At 62.3% G+C, this 19,011-nt stretch carries 19 protein-coding genes; 13 read left to right on the top strand and 6 right to left on the bottom strand.

What is annotated here, in order from left to right:
- The first annotated feature begins 48 nt into the window (after positions 1 to 48).
- Genes ligA through ACXYL9_RS06745 form a run of 3 tightly spaced genes read left to right on the top strand, consistent with a single transcriptional unit; the run spans position 49 to position 3,744 of the window.
- Positions 49 to 2,100, top strand: coding sequence for an NAD-dependent DNA ligase LigA (ligA, locus tag ACXYL9_RS06735; protein ID WP_459038811.1), 2,052 nt, complete (start codon positions 49 to 51; stop codon positions 2,098 to 2,100).
- Between the two features lie 38 nt (positions 2,101 to 2,138).
- Positions 2,139 to 3,260 carry a serine hydrolase gene (locus ACXYL9_RS06740; RefSeq protein ID WP_459038812.1) on the top strand — a complete coding sequence of 374 codons (1,122 nt, stop codon included), beginning with the start codon at positions 2,139 to 2,141 and terminating at the stop codon, positions 3,258 to 3,260.
- Positions 3,250 to 3,744, top strand: coding sequence for a CinA family protein (locus ACXYL9_RS06745; RefSeq protein WP_459038813.1), 495 nt, complete (start codon positions 3,250 to 3,252; stop codon positions 3,742 to 3,744). The genes ACXYL9_RS06740 and ACXYL9_RS06745 overlap by 11 nt, the downstream gene beginning before the upstream one ends.
- On the opposite strand, the gene ACXYL9_RS06750 is transcribed toward ACXYL9_RS06745, so the two are convergent.
- Together ACXYL9_RS06750 and ACXYL9_RS06755 are read right to left on the bottom strand one after the other, a co-directional pair.
- Positions 3,741 to 4,649 carry a 50S ribosomal protein L11 methyltransferase gene (locus tag ACXYL9_RS06750; protein WP_459038814.1) on the bottom strand — a complete coding sequence of 303 codons (909 nt, stop codon included), beginning with the start codon at positions 4,647 to 4,649 and terminating at the stop codon, positions 3,741 to 3,743. The two genes, ACXYL9_RS06745 and ACXYL9_RS06750, sit on opposite strands and share 4 nt — an antisense overlap.
- Positions 4,639 to 5,349, bottom strand: a complete 711-nt coding sequence (locus tag ACXYL9_RS06755) for an SDR family NAD(P)-dependent oxidoreductase (RefSeq protein ID WP_459038815.1) — start codon at positions 5,347 to 5,349, stop codon at positions 4,639 to 4,641. The genes ACXYL9_RS06750 and ACXYL9_RS06755 overlap by 11 nt, the downstream gene beginning before the upstream one ends.
- Before the next feature lie 169 nt (positions 5,350 to 5,518).
- Between ACXYL9_RS06755 and sdhC the strand changes: the two genes are divergently transcribed.
- The 3 genes from sdhC to sdhA are packed head-to-tail and all read left to right on the top strand — an operon-like array spanning position 5,519 to position 8,166.
- On the top strand, positions 5,519 to 5,899 hold the full coding sequence (gene sdhC, locus ACXYL9_RS06760; RefSeq protein ID WP_459038816.1) for a succinate dehydrogenase, cytochrome b556 subunit: 381 nt from the start codon (positions 5,519 to 5,521) through the stop codon (positions 5,897 to 5,899).
- A gap of 12 nt (positions 5,900 to 5,911) precedes the next feature.
- A complete protein-coding gene (sdhD, locus tag ACXYL9_RS06765) occupies positions 5,912 to 6,307 on the top strand; it encodes a succinate dehydrogenase, hydrophobic membrane anchor protein (protein WP_459038817.1) in 396 nt (131 codons plus the stop codon).
- Positions 6,307 to 8,166 carry a succinate dehydrogenase flavoprotein subunit gene (gene sdhA / locus ACXYL9_RS06770; protein WP_459038818.1) on the top strand — a complete coding sequence of 620 codons (1,860 nt, stop codon included), beginning with the start codon at positions 6,307 to 6,309 and terminating at the stop codon, positions 8,164 to 8,166. The genes sdhD and sdhA overlap by 1 nt, the downstream gene beginning before the upstream one ends.
- A 19-nt stretch (positions 8,167 to 8,185) precedes the next feature.
- On the opposite strand, the gene ACXYL9_RS06775 is transcribed toward sdhA, so the two are convergent.
- A complete protein-coding gene (locus tag ACXYL9_RS06775; RefSeq protein ID WP_459038819.1) occupies positions 8,186 to 8,749 on the bottom strand; it encodes an ATP-dependent Clp protease proteolytic subunit in 564 nt (187 codons plus the stop codon).
- A gap of 173 nt (positions 8,750 to 8,922) precedes the next feature.
- Here ACXYL9_RS06775 and ACXYL9_RS06780 point away from each other — a divergent pair, with 173 nt between their 5' ends.
- Complete coding sequence (locus tag ACXYL9_RS06780) at positions 8,923 to 9,324, top strand: BlaI/MecI/CopY family transcriptional regulator (protein WP_459038820.1); 402 nt, start codon at positions 8,923 to 8,925, stop codon at positions 9,322 to 9,324.
- Positions 9,321 to 10,970, top strand: a complete 1,650-nt coding sequence (locus tag ACXYL9_RS06785; protein WP_459038821.1) for a M56 family metallopeptidase — start codon at positions 9,321 to 9,323, stop codon at positions 10,968 to 10,970. Before ACXYL9_RS06780 ends, ACXYL9_RS06785 begins: the two co-directional genes overlap by 4 nt.
- 69 nt (positions 10,971 to 11,039) lie before the next feature.
- On the opposite strand, the gene ypfJ is transcribed toward ACXYL9_RS06785, so the two are convergent.
- Positions 11,040 to 11,888 carry a KPN_02809 family neutral zinc metallopeptidase gene (gene ypfJ, locus ACXYL9_RS06790; protein WP_459039872.1) on the bottom strand — a complete coding sequence of 283 codons (849 nt, stop codon included), beginning with the start codon at positions 11,886 to 11,888 and terminating at the stop codon, positions 11,040 to 11,042.
- A gap of 109 nt (positions 11,889 to 11,997) precedes the next feature.
- Here ypfJ and ACXYL9_RS06795 point away from each other — a divergent pair, with 109 nt between their 5' ends.
- The 5 genes from ACXYL9_RS06795 to ACXYL9_RS06815 all read left to right on the top strand — a co-directional run bounded on the left by ACXYL9_RS06795 (position 11,998) and on the right by ACXYL9_RS06815 (position 17,542).
- On the top strand, positions 11,998 to 12,756 hold the full coding sequence (locus tag ACXYL9_RS06795) for a 3-hydroxybutyrate dehydrogenase (protein ID WP_459038822.1): 759 nt from the start codon (positions 11,998 to 12,000) through the stop codon (positions 12,754 to 12,756).
- A gap of 13 nt (positions 12,757 to 12,769) precedes the next feature.
- A complete protein-coding gene (locus ACXYL9_RS06800; protein ID WP_459038823.1) occupies positions 12,770 to 14,236 on the top strand; it encodes a M28 family peptidase in 1,467 nt (488 codons plus the stop codon).
- Between the two features lie 82 nt (positions 14,237 to 14,318).
- On the top strand, positions 14,319 to 15,782 hold the full coding sequence (gene guaB, locus ACXYL9_RS06805) for an IMP dehydrogenase (RefSeq protein WP_459038824.1): 1,464 nt from the start codon (positions 14,319 to 14,321) through the stop codon (positions 15,780 to 15,782).
- 15 nt (positions 15,783 to 15,797) lie between these two features.
- Entirely contained in the window at positions 15,798 to 16,979 is a 1,182-nt protein-coding gene (locus ACXYL9_RS06810; protein WP_459038825.1) for an RsmB/NOP family class I SAM-dependent RNA methyltransferase, read from the top strand.
- Positions 16,980 to 17,038: 59 nt separating this feature from the next.
- The gene (locus ACXYL9_RS06815; RefSeq protein WP_459038826.1) at positions 17,039 to 17,542 is read left to right on the top strand and encodes a tetratricopeptide repeat protein; all 504 of its coding nucleotides are present in this window, start codon (positions 17,039 to 17,041) and stop codon (positions 17,540 to 17,542) included.
- Between the two features lie 18 nt (positions 17,543 to 17,560).
- On the opposite strand, the gene ACXYL9_RS06820 is transcribed toward ACXYL9_RS06815, so the two are convergent.
- Both ACXYL9_RS06820 and ACXYL9_RS06825 read right to left on the bottom strand, forming a co-directional pair.
- A complete protein-coding gene (locus ACXYL9_RS06820) occupies positions 17,561 to 18,037 on the bottom strand; it encodes an RNA pyrophosphohydrolase (RefSeq protein ID WP_459038827.1) in 477 nt (158 codons plus the stop codon).
- The gene (locus tag ACXYL9_RS06825; RefSeq protein ID WP_459038828.1) at positions 18,037 to 18,990 is read right to left on the bottom strand and encodes an alpha/beta hydrolase fold domain-containing protein; all 954 of its coding nucleotides are present in this window, start codon (positions 18,988 to 18,990) and stop codon (positions 18,037 to 18,039) included. Before ACXYL9_RS06825 ends, ACXYL9_RS06820 begins: the two co-directional genes overlap by 1 nt.
- Positions 18,991 to 19,011: the final 21 nt, after the last annotated feature.

The raw sequence follows: 19,011 nt of genomic DNA on the forward strand, positions 1-19,011 counted from the left end.
TACTTACCAATTGCTCCGGAATCGCGCAAATTGCCAGATCTCGCCGACATGACTGAAGCCCAGGCCGCCAATGAACTGATGCGGCTGGCCAAGGCGATCGCGCATCACAATCGACGCTATCATGCCGAGGATGATCCGGAGATATCCGATCCGGAATATGATGCCCTGGTGCGGCGCAACGAGGAACTGGAGGCGGCATTTCCGCACCTTGTACGCGATGATAGCCCTTCAAAGGCAGTCGGGCATGCCGTCGCTGCCTCGCCGCTTGGCAAGGTGACGCACGAAGTTCGCATGATGAGCCTCGACAATGCCTTCGCCGACGAGGAGGTGGCCGAATTTGTCGCCCGGGTGAGGCGCTATCTCAATCTGGGAGAAGACGAGGCTATCGCCTTCACCGCCGAGGATAAGATTGATGGTCTGTCCTGCTCCCTGCGATACGAGGGCGGCAAGCTGGTCCGAGCCGCGACGCGCGGAGACGGGCAGGTGGGCGAAGACGTAACGCCGAATGTCGCCCATATTGCTGACATCCCGCAGGAGCTGACTGGCGACGTGCCGCCGGTGTTCGAGATTCGCGGCGAGGTCTATATGGCCAAGGCCGATTTCCTCGCGCTCAATGCCGCGCAGGAAGAGGCGGGCGGCAAGTTGTTTGCCAATCCGCGCAATGCGGCGGCCGGATCGCTGCGGCAGAAAGACGCCTGCGTGACCGCGCAGCGCCCACTCCGGTTTTGGGCTCACGGTTGGGGCGCGGTCGAGAGCGAGCTTCCGGGCGATACCCAGCTTGAGGTAGTCGAGCGGATGGCCGCTTGGGGTATACCCGTCTCGTCACTGTTCACGCGCTGCAAGACTTTGGATGAAATGTTTGCGCATTATGAGAAGATTGGCAATCAACGGGCTGATCTGCCTTACGAAATCGACGGCGTTGTCTACAAGGTCGACCGCCTCGACTGGCAGGAACGGCTGGGCTTCGTCGCCAAGGCCCCGCGGTGGGCGATTGCCCGCAAGTTCCCCGCGGAACAGGCCGAAACGACGCTCGAAGCCATCGATATCCAGGTCGGGCGCACCGGAAAGCTGACCCCGGTCGGTCGCCTCGCGCCGGTACTGGTAGGCGGGGTCACGGTGACCAATGTTACGCTGCACAATCGCGACGAGATCGAACGACTGGGCGTACGGCCTGGCGACCGCGTTTTGATCCAGCGCGCCGGTGACGTCATTCCGCAAGTGGTTCGCAACCTCACACCAGATGCGAAGCGCAAACCATTCATTTTCCCCGATATATGCCCGGAATGCGCAAGCGAGGCGGTCAGCGAGGAAGGCGAGGTCGATGTCCGCTGCACAGGTGGTCTCATCTGCCCTGCGCAACGCACTGAAAGGTTGAAACATTTCGTCAGCCGTGGCGCGCTCGACATCGATGGGCTGGGCGAGAAGACCATCGACCAGTTCTTCGCTCTCGGCTGGCTCGAGAGCCCGGCGGATATCTTCCGCCTGAAGGACCGCCGCGAAGAGATTCTCGCGCTTGACGGGTGGCAGGATAAGTCTGTGGAAAAACTGTTGGCATCGGTGGAAAACCGCCGCCGCCCCGACGCGGCGCGGCTGCTGTTCGGTCTCGGCATTCGCCATGTGGGTACGGTCACCGCGCGCGATCTGCTCAAGCATTATCACACCCTCGCGGCATTGCGCGCAACGGCTGAAAAAGCGCGCGCAGGCGATGAGGGTGCTGCCAGCGAACTGACAAGTATCGACGGCATTGGCAGCGCCGTGGTCGAAGCGCTGGGGGACTTCTTCCACGAGGAGCACAATGTCGCCGTCTGGGATGACCTGCTGGGCGAAGTCTCGCCGCCGCGTTTCGAGGTCGAGACGCTACAAAGTCCGGTGGCGGGCAAGACCGTAGTCTTCACCGGCAAGCTTGAAACAATGAGTCGCGACGAGGCCAAGGCGCAGGCCGAACGGCTAGGGGCAAAGGCCAGTGGATCGGTCAGCGCCAAAACCGATCTGCTGGTGGCGGGGCCGGGCGCCGGCAGCAAGCTCAAGAAAGCAGAGGGCCTTGGAATCGAAGTCATCGACGAAGCTGGGTGGGCGGCAATCGTCGCGGCAGCCAAATGAGCTTGCTGCGCTTGAACCGCATGGGCCGAACCTTGCTTGTGGCCGCAACGCTTGCCCTGGCCGCGTGCAGTGATGGAGCGGAAGATGGGTCAGCCTATCAGAAACGGATCGAGAAGGCGGTCGAGAAAGCGCAACAATCCGTGCAGTCGGACCAAGAGCGAAGACTCGATAATGCGCTATACGAAATTGGCAGCGTTTTTGACGGGTACCTCGGCGTAGCCATCGTCGATGTTGAGCGCGGACGGACCGTACACTTCGGCGGCAACCAATTGTTTCCCCAGCAAAGCGTCAGCAAGTTGTGGGTTACCCTGGCAGCGCTCGAACAGGTCGATTCAGGCAAGCTGTCGCTCGATGAACCGGTCCAGATTGGCTATTCCGACCTGACCGTTTTCCACCAACCGATCCGCAATATTGTTCTGGCTCAAGGCGTTTATACCGGTGATTTCGGCGACCTGATGCGGCGCGCAATTACCGCGAGCGACAACACCGCCAATGACCGATTGCTGCGACGCATTGGCGGCCCGGAGGCGGTACGCAAGTCGATAGTGCGCAATCGTCTCGGCGCAATTCGCTTCGGACCGGGCGAACGGGCAATGCAGAGCGCGATTGCCGGACTTGATTGGCGACAGGACTATGCGCTCGAGCGCCGTTTCTACGAGGTCCGCGACAAGGTGCCCGATGAGACGCGCGCGGCGGCTTTCAATTCCTATGTCGCAAAGCCGGTCGACGGGGCAACGCCGATCGCCATCGCCAGCGCGCTGGCGCGGCTGGCCCGCGGTGAGCTCCTGGAACCGGAAACCACGCGCATCTTCCTCGACCTGCTGGACGATGTGAGAAGTGGTCCGAACCGGCTGAAAGGTGGCGTTCCCACAGGCTGGACGATCGGCCACAAGACCGGGACTGGGCAGGTATATGCCTCGCCATCGCGGGCTGGGGCAGCCGAGCAGGCGGGCTTCAATGATGTCGGCATCCTCACCGCTCCCGACGGTGCTCGCTACGCCGTGGCGGTAATGATCGGTCGGACGGCTGTCCCGGTGCCTGAACGGATGGACATGATGCACCGGGTCGTCGACGCCGTAGTTCGCTATCATGCCGATGTCAGGGGCGAGCAGATGTCCGATATTGCCTTGCACGCGAGCGGCGGCATCGATGCTCGCTGACACGCACCCGATTGCGCTGCGGATTGCTGCGGATTTGCGTCTGCGGAACGAGAAGATTGCAGTCGCCGATGGAGCTACCGGCGGAATGATCTCGGCTTCGCTACTAACTGTCCCCTGGGCGCTCGATTTCTTCGTCGGCGGCGGGGTGGTCTATTCATTGCGCGCGCGAGACATCCTGTTCGATCTTCCGCGCGAGGCTTATCACGGAATGCGGGGAGTGAGCGAGAGTTACGCCTTGTTGCAGGCGCGCGCGATTCGCGACAATTTTGGTGCCGAGTGGGGCATTGCCGAAAGCGGATCGGTTGGTGGCAGTTCGCATCCAACGGGTGCACCGGCCGGGCGCAGCTGCGTGGCGGTGGTGGGGCCAATTGGCGAATGGGCGAAGGTTAACGAAACCGGCAGCGACGACCGCATCACCAACATGGCAACCTTCACCCATGTGGCGCTCGAATTCCTCGAAACGACACTCGCGCAGAATCGCTAGATCCGGCGTTTGCGCAGCCACAGGATTGACCAGTCCCCAACTACGAGGCGGCGAGCGAGGCGGAAGCCGGCTTTGCGATAGGCCCGGCGCACTGCCGGCTCCTGTGTTTCCAGCAGGCCCGCAAGCAACACATGGCCGCCTGGCACTGTGTGCGCAGCAAACTCTTGCGCGAGTTCGATCAGCGGTCCGGAGAGGATGTTGGCGATGATCAGGTCGAACGGAGCGCGCGCCGCGATCAGCGGGTGGTCGGTGCCGGGAGCGACTATCATGGTCAGCTCGCCGTTCGCGCTGCCGATTCTGACTGCGTTGGCCACGGCATTATGTTCGATGACGGAAACGCAGATTGCATCGATATCGGTGGCCGTAATCTTGGCCCTCGGCCAAAGGGCCAAGGCAGCAATGGCAAGCAGGCCGGTGCCGGTGCCGATATCGGCGATGTCCCGCGCCACGATACCTTCGCGCTTCATCAGGTCGAGCATGGCGAGACAGCCGGCGGTAGTGTTGTGTTGACCGGTGCCAAAGGCCTGGCTGGCGGGGATTGTCAAATCAACGATACCTTCGGTGGGATCGGGAGCGAACTCGGGGGTATGAACGTGGAAGCGGCCGGCGCGGATCGGCTCGACCCCTAATTGGCTCAGGGTGACCCAGTCTGCCTCGGGCAGCTTTTCCGCGGAGAACCTCGGCGCGCGTCCGGCGAACAGGGCCTTGGCGCTGCGACGGTCTGCCGAGGTTGGCTCGCGCGGTAACCAGCATTCCAGGACCCAGTCGTCGGGCTTGTCCTCTGCAAGCTCGCGGCCGGAGACGATAACCTCGTCATCCCAGTCCCATGCATCATCATGGGCTAGCAGCGCGGCCTGGATCACTGACTTGGGCGCATGAGCTGTCAGCTTCCAGCTAGCGGACATAGCTTGCACCGTTGGCATCGAGCGTGGCGCCGGTCAGGCTGGCCGGTGCTTCGAGCGCGAGCCAGGCTATGATATTGGCGATTTCCTCGGGCTCGGCCACGCGGCCCAGGGGTATGTCGGCGAGCAGACCCGGCCCGCCGCGGCTTTCCAGGTAATCGCCAGCCATTGCCGTGTCAGTAAATCCCGGGGTCACTGCGTAGCTGACGATATTGTCCTTGGCGTAAGCGCGGGCGATGGTCTTGTGCAGCGCCAGCATCCCGCCTTTGGCGGCGGCATAGTGCCAATGCGCCGGAGAATCGCCCCGGTGCCCGGCGCGGCTGGCGACATGGACGATCCGACCCGGCGACTCGCGCCCCTGCCAATGCTGCACCGCGAGGCGTGAAAGCTGGGCTGCGGCCGTGAGGTTGATCCGCAGCGTGTCCTCCCACGAATCGAGCCAGCCTGCGTCGTCGGTTTCGAGGGGATTTGCCATGAAGAGCCCGGCGTTGTTGATCAGCACGTCGATGGTGCCGTCAGCCTGCTCGAGCGCATCTTCCCACAACGCCGCGGGTGCATCGGGATCGGTGAAATCGGCGGCGATCTCGCCAGCATCGTCGCCCCTGGTGGAATGGCCAATCACCCGCGCGCCGCGGGTTTCGAGCAATTCGCGGGTCGCGGCGCCGATGCCGCGGCTGGAGCCGGTCAGAAGGATTGTTGTCATGGCAGGCACGGTTACAGCCAAGGCGCTACCCCTGTCGAGCGTAGAGCGCGTCGGGTCAAAAAGGCTCGGGACAAGCGCGACATGGCCCTTAGCCTGTCCTTGCACGCGCGCCGCATTTCGCTAAGTGAGGGCCGCAAGCAGAAGACCTGTATCCGAGGGCAAAGATTTCATGGCTGAACGTCCGCTATCACCGCATCTGCAAATTTGGAAATGGGGCCCGCACATGCTGGTCTCGATCCTTCATCGCGCTACCGGAGACGGAATGGCGCTGGTTGGCCTCGCCGTCGGGCTGTGGTGGCTGGGTGCGCTGGCTAGCGGCGAAGAAGCCTATGGCCTGTTTTACGAGCTTGCCAGCTCGATCCCTGGCCAGATCGTTCTCATCGGCCTTAGCTGGGCCTTTTTCACCCACATGATGAGTGGGCTACGCCATTTTGTGCTCGATATCGGGGCCGGCTATGAACTCGAGACCAACAAGATGTGGTCGATCCTCGCCCCGATCATCGCGATCATCCTCACAGTGGCCTTCTGGGCCTGGATCCTGCTGAAATAAGGACTAGCCAGCATGGGTAACGGAACTTCCATCGGCCGCGTACGCGGCCTCGGCTCGGCCCGCGAGGGCGCGCACCACTGGCTGCTGCAGCGGTTTACCGCGATCGGCAATCTGGTGCTGATGCTGTGGCTGATCACCAGCTTCGCGCTGATGTCCGACTACACCTATTCCGCGATCCGCGAATGGCTGGCCCAGCCCATTTCCGCTGCGGCCATGGCGCTGCTGCTGGTCAGCGTTTTCTGGCACGCGCGGCTTGGCCTGCAAGTGCTGGTGGAGGATTATGTCCACGAAGCAGGCAGCAAGTTTGCCCTTGTTGTCCTGTTGAACCTAGCTGCAATTGCCGGTGCGGTATTTGGCGTCTTCTGCGTCGTTCGCATCGCCCTTACCCCTCTTGGAGGTGCCGCCTGATGGCTGCCGAAGACACCACCCAGACCATGGCGACCCCCGCCTATCCGATTATCGACCACACCTTCGACGTAGTCGTCGTAGGGGCCGGCGGCTCAGGCCTGCGCGCCACTATGGGTGCGGCCGAAGCGGGTCTCAGGACTGCCAATATTTCCAAGGTATTCCCCACCCGTTCGCATACCGTTGCGGCGCAGGGCGGTATTGCCGCCAGCCTCGGCAACAATTCACCCGATCACTGGTCGTGGCACATGTACGACACGGTCAAGGGTGCCGACTGGCTGGGCGACCAGGACGCAATCGAATATCTGGCGCGCGAAGCTCCCGCTGCGGTTTACGAACTCGAACACGCCGGCGTCCCGTTCAGCCGTAACGAGGACGGCACGATCTACCAGCGGCCCTTCGGTGGTCACATGCAGAACATGGGCGCGGGCCCGCCGGTCCAGCGCACCTGCGCCGCGGCCGACCGTACTGGTCACGCCATGCTGCACGCGCTTTATCAGCAGAGCCTCAAATACGACGCGGACTTCTTCATCGAGTATTTCGCGCTCGACCTGATTATGGAGGACACGCCCGAAGGCAAGAAATGCCGCGGCGTGATCGCCATGTGCCTCGACGATGGCACCATCCATCGATTCAAGGCCCATGCCGTGGTGCTGGCGACCGGCGGCTATGGCCGCTGCTATTACACTGCCACCAGCGCGCATACCTGCACCGGTGACGGCGGCGGCATGGTGCTGCGCGCGGGCCTGCCGCTGCAGGACATGGAGTTTGTCCAGTTCCACCCGACCGGCATCTATGGAGCCGGGGTTCTCATCACCGAGGGCGCGCGGGGCGAGGGCGGCTACCTGACCAATTCCGAAGGCGAGCGATTCATGGAACGCTATGCCCCCTCGGCCAAGGATCTCGCCAGCCGCGATGTCGTTTCACGTTCGATGGCGCTGGAAATGCGCGAAGGACGCGGGGTTGGTCCCGACGGCGATCATATCTATCTGCATCTCGACCACATCCCGGCCGAGACGCTGGCCCAGCGATTGCCGGGCATAACCGAGAGCGGGAAGATCTTTGCCGGTGTCGACCTGACGCGCCAGCCGCTGCCAGTGACTCCGACGGTGCATTACAACATGGGCGGCATTCCGTGTAATTTCCACGGGCAGGTGATCAATCCGACCGGTGCCGAGCCTGACCGCGTGGTGCCCGGCCTCTATGCCGTCGGCGAAGCGGCCTGCGTCAGCGTCCACGGTGCCAACCGCCTCGGGTCGAACTCCCTGATCGACCTGGTGGTGTTTGGCCGCGCGACGGGTCTGCACCTGAAGGACAATCTCAAGCCCAATTCCGCTCATGACGCATTGCCGGCCGACAGCGCCGATCTGGCTCTGAGCCGGGTCGATCATTTCCGCTATGCCGATGGCGGCTCTCCCACTGCGCGCGTTCGCGAGGAAATGCAGAAGGGCATGCAGAAGCACGCCGCCGTGTTCCGCGACAGCAAACTGCTCGCGGAGGGCAAGGAACTGCTCGCCAAGGTCAACAAGCGGATGGAAGACATCGCTGTCACCGACCGCTCGCTGATCTGGAACAGCGACCTGATCGAGACGCTCGAGCTCGACAATCTGATGGCCCAGGCCAATGTCACCATCGCCAGTGCCGAAAACCGCAAGGAATCGCGCGGCGCCCATGCGCACGAGGATTATCCCGAGCGCGATGACAAGGAATGGATGAAGCACACCGTGACCTGGTTTGAAGGCTGGGGCGGCGGCGCGAAGGGTTCAGGCAACGGTGTAATGCGGATCGATTATCGCCCCGTGCACGAATACACGCTCACCGACGATATCGATTATATCGAGCCCAAGAAGCGAGTCTACTGATCCGGGAGCCGGGGCCGTTTCAGACGATCCCGGCGACCAGGCCTTTGTCGAGCGCCTCTTTGGCGGAGATATACCAATTGTTTGGGGCTTTTTGGCACAGGTCCTCGAAATCGACCTTCGATCCGTCGACGATCGAGCGGAAGCCTTCTTCCTCGATGGAAATCGAGTGCTCGATTTCGTGCAGTGCTGCGCGCAATTGAGCGGTGCAGCTCTTTAGCGGCCCGGACAGGTTGATGGTGCGCGTAATCTGGCGCTCGTGGATCATCAGCCTCGTCCCCTGCGTCAGGTAACGCTTGTCGACAGGGAAATGCGCCATGAAGGTCGCACCGGCTGAATAGACCGCAGCTTTGCCGAGGAAAAAGAGGTCACGGCCGGCCTCGCGCAGCAGGCGAATATCGTCGCCCATGCAGCGGGCGATCTCGGGGTTTCCACCCAGCGTTGTCAAATTGAAGACGAGTGGACCATCCTCCGGAGCGGCGCCCAATTGCTGGCGAAATTCGTTGTACATCGCTTCGTCGATGCTGCCCACGAAACGCAATTGCGGCGAAGTCAGAATGGTCTGATTTTGATTGGGGACGGTCATGCCCATTCAAACCACCAGTACGGGGGCGTGTTCCGGCTCCAGGTGATGTCGTTCGTCCGCCGGTCTGGCCAGTTGGGCGAATAGGGCTGTAGCTGGCGCCCCAGCTGCGCAGTCTGCATGTTTACAAGCGTAGTCGTTTCGTTTACAAGTGTAATCGAATTGACTTTGGAGGCATGTCGATGACGCAAGCAAAGGGCAGGAGTGCAGAGGCTCCGCAGATCAGCGAGGCCGAGCACGCGGTGATGGAGGCGTTGTGGCAACGCAGCCCGCTGACCGCCAACGAGGTGTGTAAGAGTGTGTGCTCAACGCGCGACTGGAGCTTGCCGACCGTCAAGACACTCCTGTCGCGGCTGGTCACCAAGCAGGCTGTGATGACCCAGCCCGACGGCCGCCGCTTTCTCTATTCTCCAGCCATCGCGCGAGACGATTATGTCGGCGGAGAAAGCCGTCGGCTGGTTGATCGCTTGTTCGGAGGCAGCACTGCGTCCTTGGTAGCGCATCTGGCCGAGCGAGAAGCTCTTTCCGAAAATGACATTGCCGAAATCGAGGCGTTGTTAAAGGAGATCAGGACATGACCGGCTGGCTGTTCGACACCTTGCTGTGGACCGGCGTCTTGCTCGCTGTGGTGCTCGTCCTGCGCCGCCCCGTGGCGCGCCATTTCGGTCCCCAGGCAGCCTATGCACTTTGGCTGTTGCCTGCGCTGCGGCTCGTCACGCCCGCAATTACATTGCCCGCGGGGATGCGCCCGACCTCAAAACCGTTGCTTGAACCTCTTGCTGAAAATGGCACGGTGATGCCGATTGCATCGCCAGCGTTCGACACCACCGCTTTGCCGTTGGCCGAAGAACCCGCCGCTCTTGCTACGGCGGGCGGGATGGCGGCAGATATTGCTGCCCTACTGCTGGCAGCCTGGCTGGCTGGGGCCGCCGTTTTCCTGTTCATCAGGTTCCGCGCGTATTTCGAGATGCGCCGTGAATTGTTGGATGAGGCGCGGCAGGTCGGCACTTGCGACGGGGGATGGATTGGCCCGATCCGCCTTATCGAAACCGAAGCGACCAACGCGCCATTGGCGTTCGGCGTGCTCGACCGGGTCATCGCCCTACCGCCGCGCTTTCTCGCCATGGCCGAGCGCCCGATGCGCGATCTCGCGCTGGCGCACGAACTCGCCCATCACAAAGGCGGAGACCTGATTGCCAATTTCGCCGTGCAGCCATTGTTCGCGCTGCATTGGTTCAACCCGCTCGGCTGGGTTGGCTGGCGTGCCATGCGGCGCGACCAGGAGGCGGCGTGCGATGCGCGTGTCGTCGGGACTGCCGATGCCGAACTGCGCGCCGACTATGCGCAGACCATCGCCTGTTTCGCTGCTGGGCCCAGGGTTGCACTGGCCGCTCCCATGGCTTGTCCGGTGCTTGGCGACAAATCGATCATCCATCGCTTGAGGAGCCTTACCATGACCGACATTTCCAATCGTCGCCGATGGGCTGGCCGATCGCTGTTGCTGGCTGGCGCGCTCGCGCTGCCGCTTACGGCCTCGATCACCTATGCCGAGAGCACGCAGGACGTTCCCGCGGCGCCGCGAGCTCCTGCATCGTCGACCCCGCCTGCGTCGCCCACAGCCGCTGAAGCACCCGAAGCGCCCTCCTTTGCGGTTCAGGAAGAAGACTTCGACACGGTTTTCGAAGAGGGCGAGGATGGCAAGGTGGTCCGCCGCAAGGTCATTGTCGAGAATGACAGCGAGGGGGACCATGGCAAAGAGGTCCACGTAATCAAGACCGTAGATGAAAACGGCAAGGTCCACGTTCGACGGCACGTCAAGAAGATCAAGATCAAGGGCGAGGATGGCCGTGAATATTCGCCTGAAGAGTTCGAGAAAGTCATCGAAAAGAAGATGGAACGGCACGGCAAGCACATGGAAGAGATGGGCGAGCGGATCGAGAAGCGCATGGAAGAGCGCTTCGGCAAGGATCACAAGGCCATGATTGCCAAGGCAGACTGCGACGTAAGCAAGGGCAAGCTGAGCAAGGTCAAGACCGAGGATGGCGCGTTCGCAATCGCCATCTGTGCCGAGGGTATCGAGAAGGAAGCCATGGCTTCGGCCCTGACCAGTCTCAAGCGCGTGCGCGGCACGCTGGCGATCGAACGCAATCTGACCGATACGCAGCGCGCCGAGGCACTTCGCGCAATCGATGCCGAAATCGCGCGCCTCGAAAAGGAAGGCTGACTACCTCCGAGTAGTACGGAAAGAGGGCGCTACCCGCGTTGGGCAGCGCCCCTTTCTGTTGGTATCAGACTACCGGACGTTGGTGATCTCGTCGCAGCGACGATCGTCACCCTGGAAACCGAGCCGGAGCGCCTGCATACGCTGATCGCTGGTGCCGTGGGTGAAGCTTTCGGGGTTGGCCCGCTGGCCGGCGCGTTCCATCAGCGTATCGTCGCCGATCGCACTGGCCGCGCGCAGACCCTCTTCGATATCGCCCGGATCGACCCGGCTTCGGTTCTTGCCCGCCCACACTCCGGCATAACAGTCCGCCTGTAGCTCCATCAGGACCTGCAACTGGTTGGCCGCGCGTGGGTTCTGCTGTTGCGCGCTGCGGATCTGCCCGGAAATACCGGTGATGGTCTGGATGTGATGACCGTATTCATGCGCCACGACATAGAGCCGGGCAAAATCTCCACCTTCGCCTGACATCTGCGCAAGCTGGTCGAAGAAGCGGGTATCGAGATAGATGCCTTCATCGGCCGGGCAGTAGAATGGCCCCATGGCGCTCGAAGCTGCGCCACAACCGGTACGGATCTGGCCGCCATTGATGAAAGTCAGATGCGGGTCGCGAAATTGGATGCCTTGCTGCGTGAAAGCGTTGCTCCAGGTTGAATTGAGCGAATCGAGCGCGTTGCAGGTCTCGGTCGCGTACCGATTGGCGGTGCAGACTTCCTGCTCGTCAGTGTTGGTTTGCGCTGTTTGCGATCCCTGCTGTACGCCCTCGACCATGCCGATGGTCTGCATCGGATCCGCTCCGAACACGAAATAGGCAACCGCCGCGATAACGATGGTGCCGCAGCCCAAGCCGCCAGCCTTGCCCGCTCCGCCACCGCCGGAGCGCACCCGGATGTTGGATGTGTTGAACGGATTGAGCCGCATTGTTTCTTCCCCCGATGTCTGGCTAGCCCATTTGGGCTGGACACGAATGGATTTGGCCGCGAAACGACCGCCAAGTCCACTCAATTTACCCAATCCTCAGGAGAATGCGATGTTCCTAGAAGGCAAGCGTGCGCTGGTAACCGGGTCCACATCGGGCATTGGCCTCGCCATCGCGCAGACGCTGCACGCTGAGGGCGCAGAAGTGATCCTGAACGGATTCGGGGACAAGTCGGAAATCGCAAGACTGCAGGCCGAGATGGGCGATGCGGCGCATTACGGGACCGACTTGACCGACGTCGCGGCCATCGAGGATATGATGGGCCAGATCGGTGCGGTCGACATCCTCGTCAACAATGCCGGAATGCAGCACGTCTCGCCGGTGGAAGAGTTTCCGGTCGACAAGTGGAACCTGATTATCGCGCTCAACCTCACGGCAGCATTCCACACCACGCGGCTGGCTGTGCCGGCGATGAAGGGGAAGGGCTGGGGCCGCATCATCAACACAGCCAGCGCCCATTCGAAAACCGCGTCGCCATTCAAGAGTGCCTATAACGCTTCCAAGCACGGCATCGACGGATTTACCAAGACCATTGCGCTCGAACTGGCGCAAACCGGCGTGACGGCCAATTGCATCAGCCCCGGCTATGTATGGACCCCGCTGATCGAAGGGCAGATTCCGGATACGATGAAGGCGCGCGGGTTGAGCCGGGACCAGGTCATCAACGATGTCCTGTTGGCCAAGCAGCCGACCAAGAAATTTGTCCAGCCGGCAGAAGTCGGCGCACTTGCCGCATTTCTCTGCCGCGAGGAAGCGGGCAATGTCACCGGGGCCAACTGGAGCATCGATGGCGGCTGGACCGCGGAATAGGGACTAAACTCGTATGACCATCCGGATCAGGTTTGCGCTGGCGATCGCCGCCGCACTCGCCCTTGCGGGATGCGCAAGCGTGGCCAAGGCTCCGGACGACTTCGCGATCGCCAAGGCTGCGCTGGCGCAGCACATCCAGATATTGGCTAGTGCTGAATATGGCGGGCGGGAGCCGGGAACCGATGGCGGACGCAAGACCCAGTCATACCTGACCGAGGCATTGAAGGCGTACGGCTATGCCCCGGGCGCGAACGATGAGAGTTATGTCCAGCCGGTCGATTTGGTGCGCTTGGCATTGGGTGAGGGGGCCCTGACTCTTGGCGACCGGACCTTCGTTTCCGGCGAGAACGTATTGATGCGTGCGGGAATTACTGACGCGACTGTCGTCGACAGTCGCCTGACGGTCTTTGCACCCGATGCCAAGCAGCCGTTTGAGGGTGCACTGCGGGGCCGTGTCGCGGTGCTATTCTCGGACATGCTCGATTCGGGAGATGCGAATGCGCTGCTGCAATCGCGCGCCGAAGCGGTCATAATCCTCACGGACGACAAAGACATTTTCGCGCAGGTTTCGCGCGGCGTTACGAGTGACAAACTGCGGCTCGCTGCGCAAAGCAACCGTCTGCCTGCACTCGTGGTCCTTGGGCCGGACGAAAGCAGGCGCTTCGCCGCACCGTTGGCTGGAACGCTTGACGGTCTGCGCCGGGAAGCGGTGCGCCGCGAAGCTGGGTCATGGCGGATGCGCAACACGGTATCGCTCAATGTCAGGGCCGATGCGAGCCGGGTGGAAAGCGCAAACATCATTGGAAAGCTCCCCGGCCGGGTTCCAGGAAGCGGCGCTGTGCTTGTGCTGGCACATTGGGACCACCTCGGAGATGCATGCGCGCCAATTGCTGCTGTGGACCGCCTGTGCAACGGTGCCGTCGACAATGCTTCAGGCATCGGCGTAATGCTGGAAGTGGCGCGCCGGCTTGCAGCGTCGGGCGGGCTCGACCGCGATCTCTACATCATGGCTACGACGGCCGAGGAATCCGGCTTGCTGGGAGCCGAGGCTTTCGCACTCGACCCGCCGATGCCGCTGCCGACCATCGTCGCCGCCTTCAACATCGATACCGTTGCCATCGCCAAGCGCGGGTCGCCGACGACAGTGATCGGGTGGGGACGGACGCCGCTCGACAAAGGTATCGCCGCGGTCATAGCGAAGATCGGTGGCCGGCTCGACGTGCAGGAAGATCACCAGCGCTTCGTGCGGCGACAGGATGGCTGGGCGCTGCTAAGCCGCGACGTGCCAGCGGTGTTGGTTAGCACCTCCTTTGGCGACGAGGAGACACTGGGCGCATTCCTGACAGGGCGCTACCACGGGCCCGGCGACGAATGGACCGAGGCTATGGAACTGGGTGGAGCGACCGACGATATCTTCACCCATATCGCGCTGCTGGATCATTTCGGCAGCGTGGAAGCCTATCGGCCGGGGGAACGATAGCAATCGGCCACTAGCCGTGACGCATGCTTCCGGTTACAGGGCGGCGCACGATTCTCACCGCCAGACCTGCGAAAGACACCTCGTGCCCATAAAAGACATCCCCCTCGGCCTAACCTTCGACGACGTCCTGCTGCGCCCGGCTGAAAGTGACGTGCTGCCCAGCATGGCAGACATGCGTACACGGCTGACCCGCGAAATCGGGCTCAACATTCCCGTCATCTCGGCGGCAATGGACACCGTGACCGAGGCGGACATGGCCATCGCCATGGCCCAGATGGGCGGGATCGGCGTGCTGCACCGCAATCTCGAGGTCGACGAGCAATGCGCCGCAGTCCGCGCGGTCAAGCGTTTCGAGAGCGGGATGGTGGTCAATCCGATTACCATCGCTCCCGACGCGACGCTGGGTGAAGCGCAGGCGCTGATGCAGCAACACCGCATCAGCGGCATCCCGGTGACCGACCGTTCAGGCAAGCTGGTCGGCATCCTCACCAACCGCGATGTTCGCTTTGCAGAAAATCCGCTCCAGCCGGTGCGCGAGCTGATGACGACCGACAATCTCGCCACTGTTCCGATTGGCACCAGCCAGGAAGAAGCGCGGCGGATGTTGCACCAGCGCCGGATCGAAAAGCTACTGGTGGTCGACGACGCCTTTCGTTGCATCGGGCTGATCACCGTCAAGGATATTGAAAAAGCGGTCACATACCCTGACGCAACCAAGGACGCAGCCGGTCGGTTGCGCGTGGCAGCCGCGACTACAGTCGGTGACAAGGGCTTCGAACGCACCGAGGCGCTGATCGACGCGGAAGTCGACGTCGTCATTATCGACACCGCACACGGCCACAACAAGGAAGTTGCGCGCGCGGTTGAACGGGCCAAGAAGCTGAGCAATTCGGTCCAGATCATCGCTGGCAATGTCGCTACTGCCGAAGCGACCAAGGCACTCGTCGGCGCGGGCGCTGACGGCGTGAAGGTCGGCATCGGACCCGGCTCCATCTGCACGACCCGCGTGGTTGCCGGGGTTGGCGTGCCGCAGTTGACCGCGATCATGGAAAGCGCGGAAGAAGCGGAGAAATCGGGCGTTCCGGTGATCGGTGACGGCGGACTGCGTACCAGCGGCGATGCCGCGAAGGCGCTTGCGGCGGGTGCATCCTGTGTCATGATCGGATCGATGCTGGCGGGTACTTCAGAAGCGCCGGGTGATACCTTCATCTACCAGGGCCGCAGCTACAAGAGCTATCGCGGCATGGGCAGCGTCAGCGCCATGGCCCGCGGTAGCGCCGACCGCTATTTCCAGCAGGACGTCACCGCGATGAAGCTGGTGCCCGAGGGGATCGAGGGCCAAGTTCCTTACAAGGGACCGGCCAAGGACGTGATCCACCAATTGGTAGGCGGTATCAAGGCAGCGATGGGCTATACCGGCAGCGCCACCATCGAGGAGCTGCGCGAGAACGCGCAATTCGTCCGCATCACCAATGCGGGCCTCACCGAAAGCCATGTCCACGATGTCACCATCACTCGCGAGGCACCCAATTATCCGACGCGCTAAGCCTGGAACCGGCCAATGACCCCTGCTGCACGTGTCCAGGCCGCCATCGAAATCCTCGATCGGGTGATCGAGGGTGCGCGTAAGGAGGGTGCTCCCGCCGACCGGATCATGGCCGATTGGGCGCGCAACAATCGTTACGCCGGATCCAAGGATCGTCGCGCAGTTCGCGAATTGGTCTACAACGCAATACGCGCCTGCGCAGAGGTGCCAAAAACCGGCCGTAGCGCGATGCTTCGCCTGACCGAGACCGACGAAACCCTCAAACTTTGTTTCGACGGCTCGAAATACGGTCCCCCGGCAATCGGCAAGAATGAAAAGCCCGCCGCAGGCGGCCCTGTTCCCGCCTGGCTGGTCGAGGCGCTTGACGCCTCGGGCCTCGACGCGAGCGAACAAGCCGCGCTGATGGGCAGGGCGCCGCTCGACCTGCGGATCAATACGCTCAAAGCTGCTCCTGGTGAGTTAACCTTGCCCGAGGAGGGCGAGCCGCTGGCGCTCCCCACAGCCTTGCGCTTGGCTTCGGGCACCCAGGTCGAACAATGGCCGGCCTGGCGCGAAGGCCATGTCGAGGTGCAGGATCTCGGCAGCCAATTGGCCTGCCTCGCGGCCCAAGCCAATCCCGGCGAGACGATCATCGACCTGTGTGCCGGAGCAGGCGGCAAGACGCTCGCGCTGGCGGCAGCGATGGATGGGCAGGGAACGCTTATCGCTTCCGACACAGATCGCGGGAGGCTTTCCAAACTTACCCCCCGGGCCAACCGCGCCGGGGCTGGCATGATCGAGACCGTGTTGCTTGATCCGGGTAGCGAACTCGAAAAGCTGGCCGATTATCGGGCCAAGGCCGACTGCGTGTTTGTCGACGCGCCATGCTCGGGCACAGGCACCTTGCGCCGCAAGCCGGAGGCGAAGTGGCGTCTGACGCCGGACATGCTTAGCCGCTATGCGGTGGCGCAGGATCGCTTGCTTGATATTGCCGCGCAGCTGGTCCGGCCTGGCGGGCGGCTGGTTTTTGTCACCTGTTCGCTGCTCGACGCGGAGGGACCGGACAGGCTCGCCGCATTCCTCGAAAATCACCCACAATGGCAGGCGGACAAGTTGGACCTGCCGCTCGGTCGGACGCGGGGGCAAGGAATGCGCCTGACCCCGTTCCATGACGGTACGGACGGGTTCTTCATCGCGCGTGCAGCGTTGCCATGCTAAGCAGGGCCGATATGGCTGCCCGTCCGACCCTTGCCAATTCCCGCTGGAAGGAAAATGTAATGCGTTACGCTCCTGTCGCCGCTGTCCTGTCGCTGTTTCTGGCCGTGCAGTCGAGCGTTGGCGGGGCGAGCGAGCCAGCACCTCACCCTCGGGCCGCGCAACTGGTGGCAGAGGGGCGCGCAGCGCTTGAAGCCGGCCAGCCGCAACGCGCCATCGACGCGTTTGAAACCGCGCTGGCAGTCGATCCGGCCTATACGCCGATTTACCTCGACTTGGCCGAAGCCGCACGTCGTGAAGGGTTGCAGGGCAAGGCCATAGGTTACTACCGCGAGACTTTAAGCCGCGATCCAGACAATTATGCCGCGATTTCAGGCGAGGGAGCGGCGCTCGTGGAAAAGGGCGCAGTCGAAAAGGCGCGCGGAAATTTGTCCCGCCTCCGCGCGCTCTGCGGCGCAGATTGCGCTGAGACGCGCGAGCTTGCGATGGCCATTTCGCGGGGTCCCCAGGCCCGTGTCCTGACCGCCGAGGCAGTGTTGCCCGATGCGCAAGTGACGCAGAACTGACAAAACCTGCGACGCGGTCTACACCAGTTCGGCAAATTCCTTGACGACCGCGCGATAGACCTCGCGCTTGAACGGCACGATCAGGTCCGGCAGAGCCTCGGGCTCGACCCATTCCCATTCGCAGAATTCCGGCGGATCATGCGTCTCGATATCGATGTCGCTGTCTTTGCCCTTGAACCGGGCCAGAAACCAGTGCTGTTCCTGCCCGCGATACTTCCCGCCCCACAATTTGCCGTGCAGTTCAGGTGGCAAGTCATAGCGGACGGGGTAGGGCATCCGGGCGATGATATCGACCAGATCGCGGCTGACGCCGGTCTCCTCCTCAAGTTCGCGGAGCGCGGCCTCTTCTTCAGTTTCGCCGGGATCGATACCGCCCTGCGGCATCTGCCATGCACCCAGGTTCTTCGAATCGATCCGCTGGGCAGCGAACACCTTGCCTTCGCGATTGGCCAGCATGACCCCGGCGCAGCGGCGGTAGGCGAGCGTTTCAACCATTAGTGCGCGCCCCTTTCAAGCAGCATCCGCATGGCTGCGAATATCGTTTCCAGATCCTTCTGCGTTCCCGGAACCGCCTTGCGCAAATTCGTGAAGCTGTGCGTGACGCCTTTCATCTCAAGGAACACGTGGTCGATCCCCGCTTTAGCTAAAGCAGCACCGTAATCGCGGCCCGAATCGCGGATCGGATCCAGCCCCGCGGTGACCAGAACCGTCGGCGGCGTATCCTCGTGCCGGCCAAGAATCGGCATCGCTCGCGGATCGGACTTATCGGGTTTGTAGGCCGCTTCAAAAAACTCGATCGCGGTGCGCGTCAGCACGAAGCCGTCGGCAAAAGCTTCGATGCTGGTAGAACCAGAGCTGTCGCTAGCCAGCGGGAAGATCGGCACCTGCAACAGGACAGGAGCATCGGCAGGATCCTGCGCCAGCGACTGGCTCACGACGATGGCGGCATTGCCGCCAGCGCTATCGCCAATGGGGATAATACCGCTGGCCTTGCGGTCGAGAGCGTCATGCGATTCGGCGACCCAGCGCGAGGCAGCGATGCAGTCCTCTATCGCGGCGGGGAACGGATGTTCAGGCGCGAGGCGATAGTCGACGGCTACAACTGGCAAGTCCATTTGTGCGGCGATTTCGGTGCACAAATTGTGATGGGTATCGAGATCACCGATCACGAAGCCGCCGCCATGAAAGAACATGATAATAGGCCCTGCAGCGCGATCTGCCCGCTTGTCATACAGGCGCAGCGGAATGCCTCCCGCAGGGCCGGGGCATGATAGATCGCGTACCACCGCCAGGTCGCGTGCCGGGGCATCAGCCATCTGGTGCAACGCCATGTAAGCGCCGCGTGCTTCCTCCAGCGAGACCTCGTCAATGGAGGCGCCGCCAGCCTGTTCGAGCAATTGCAGAAACGCCCGCACATCTTCACGCACGAAAAATTCGGTATCCTGCATCGCCAGTCTCCTATGTGCGCA

The organism is Qipengyuania sp. CAU 1752, from assembly GCF_054482615.1.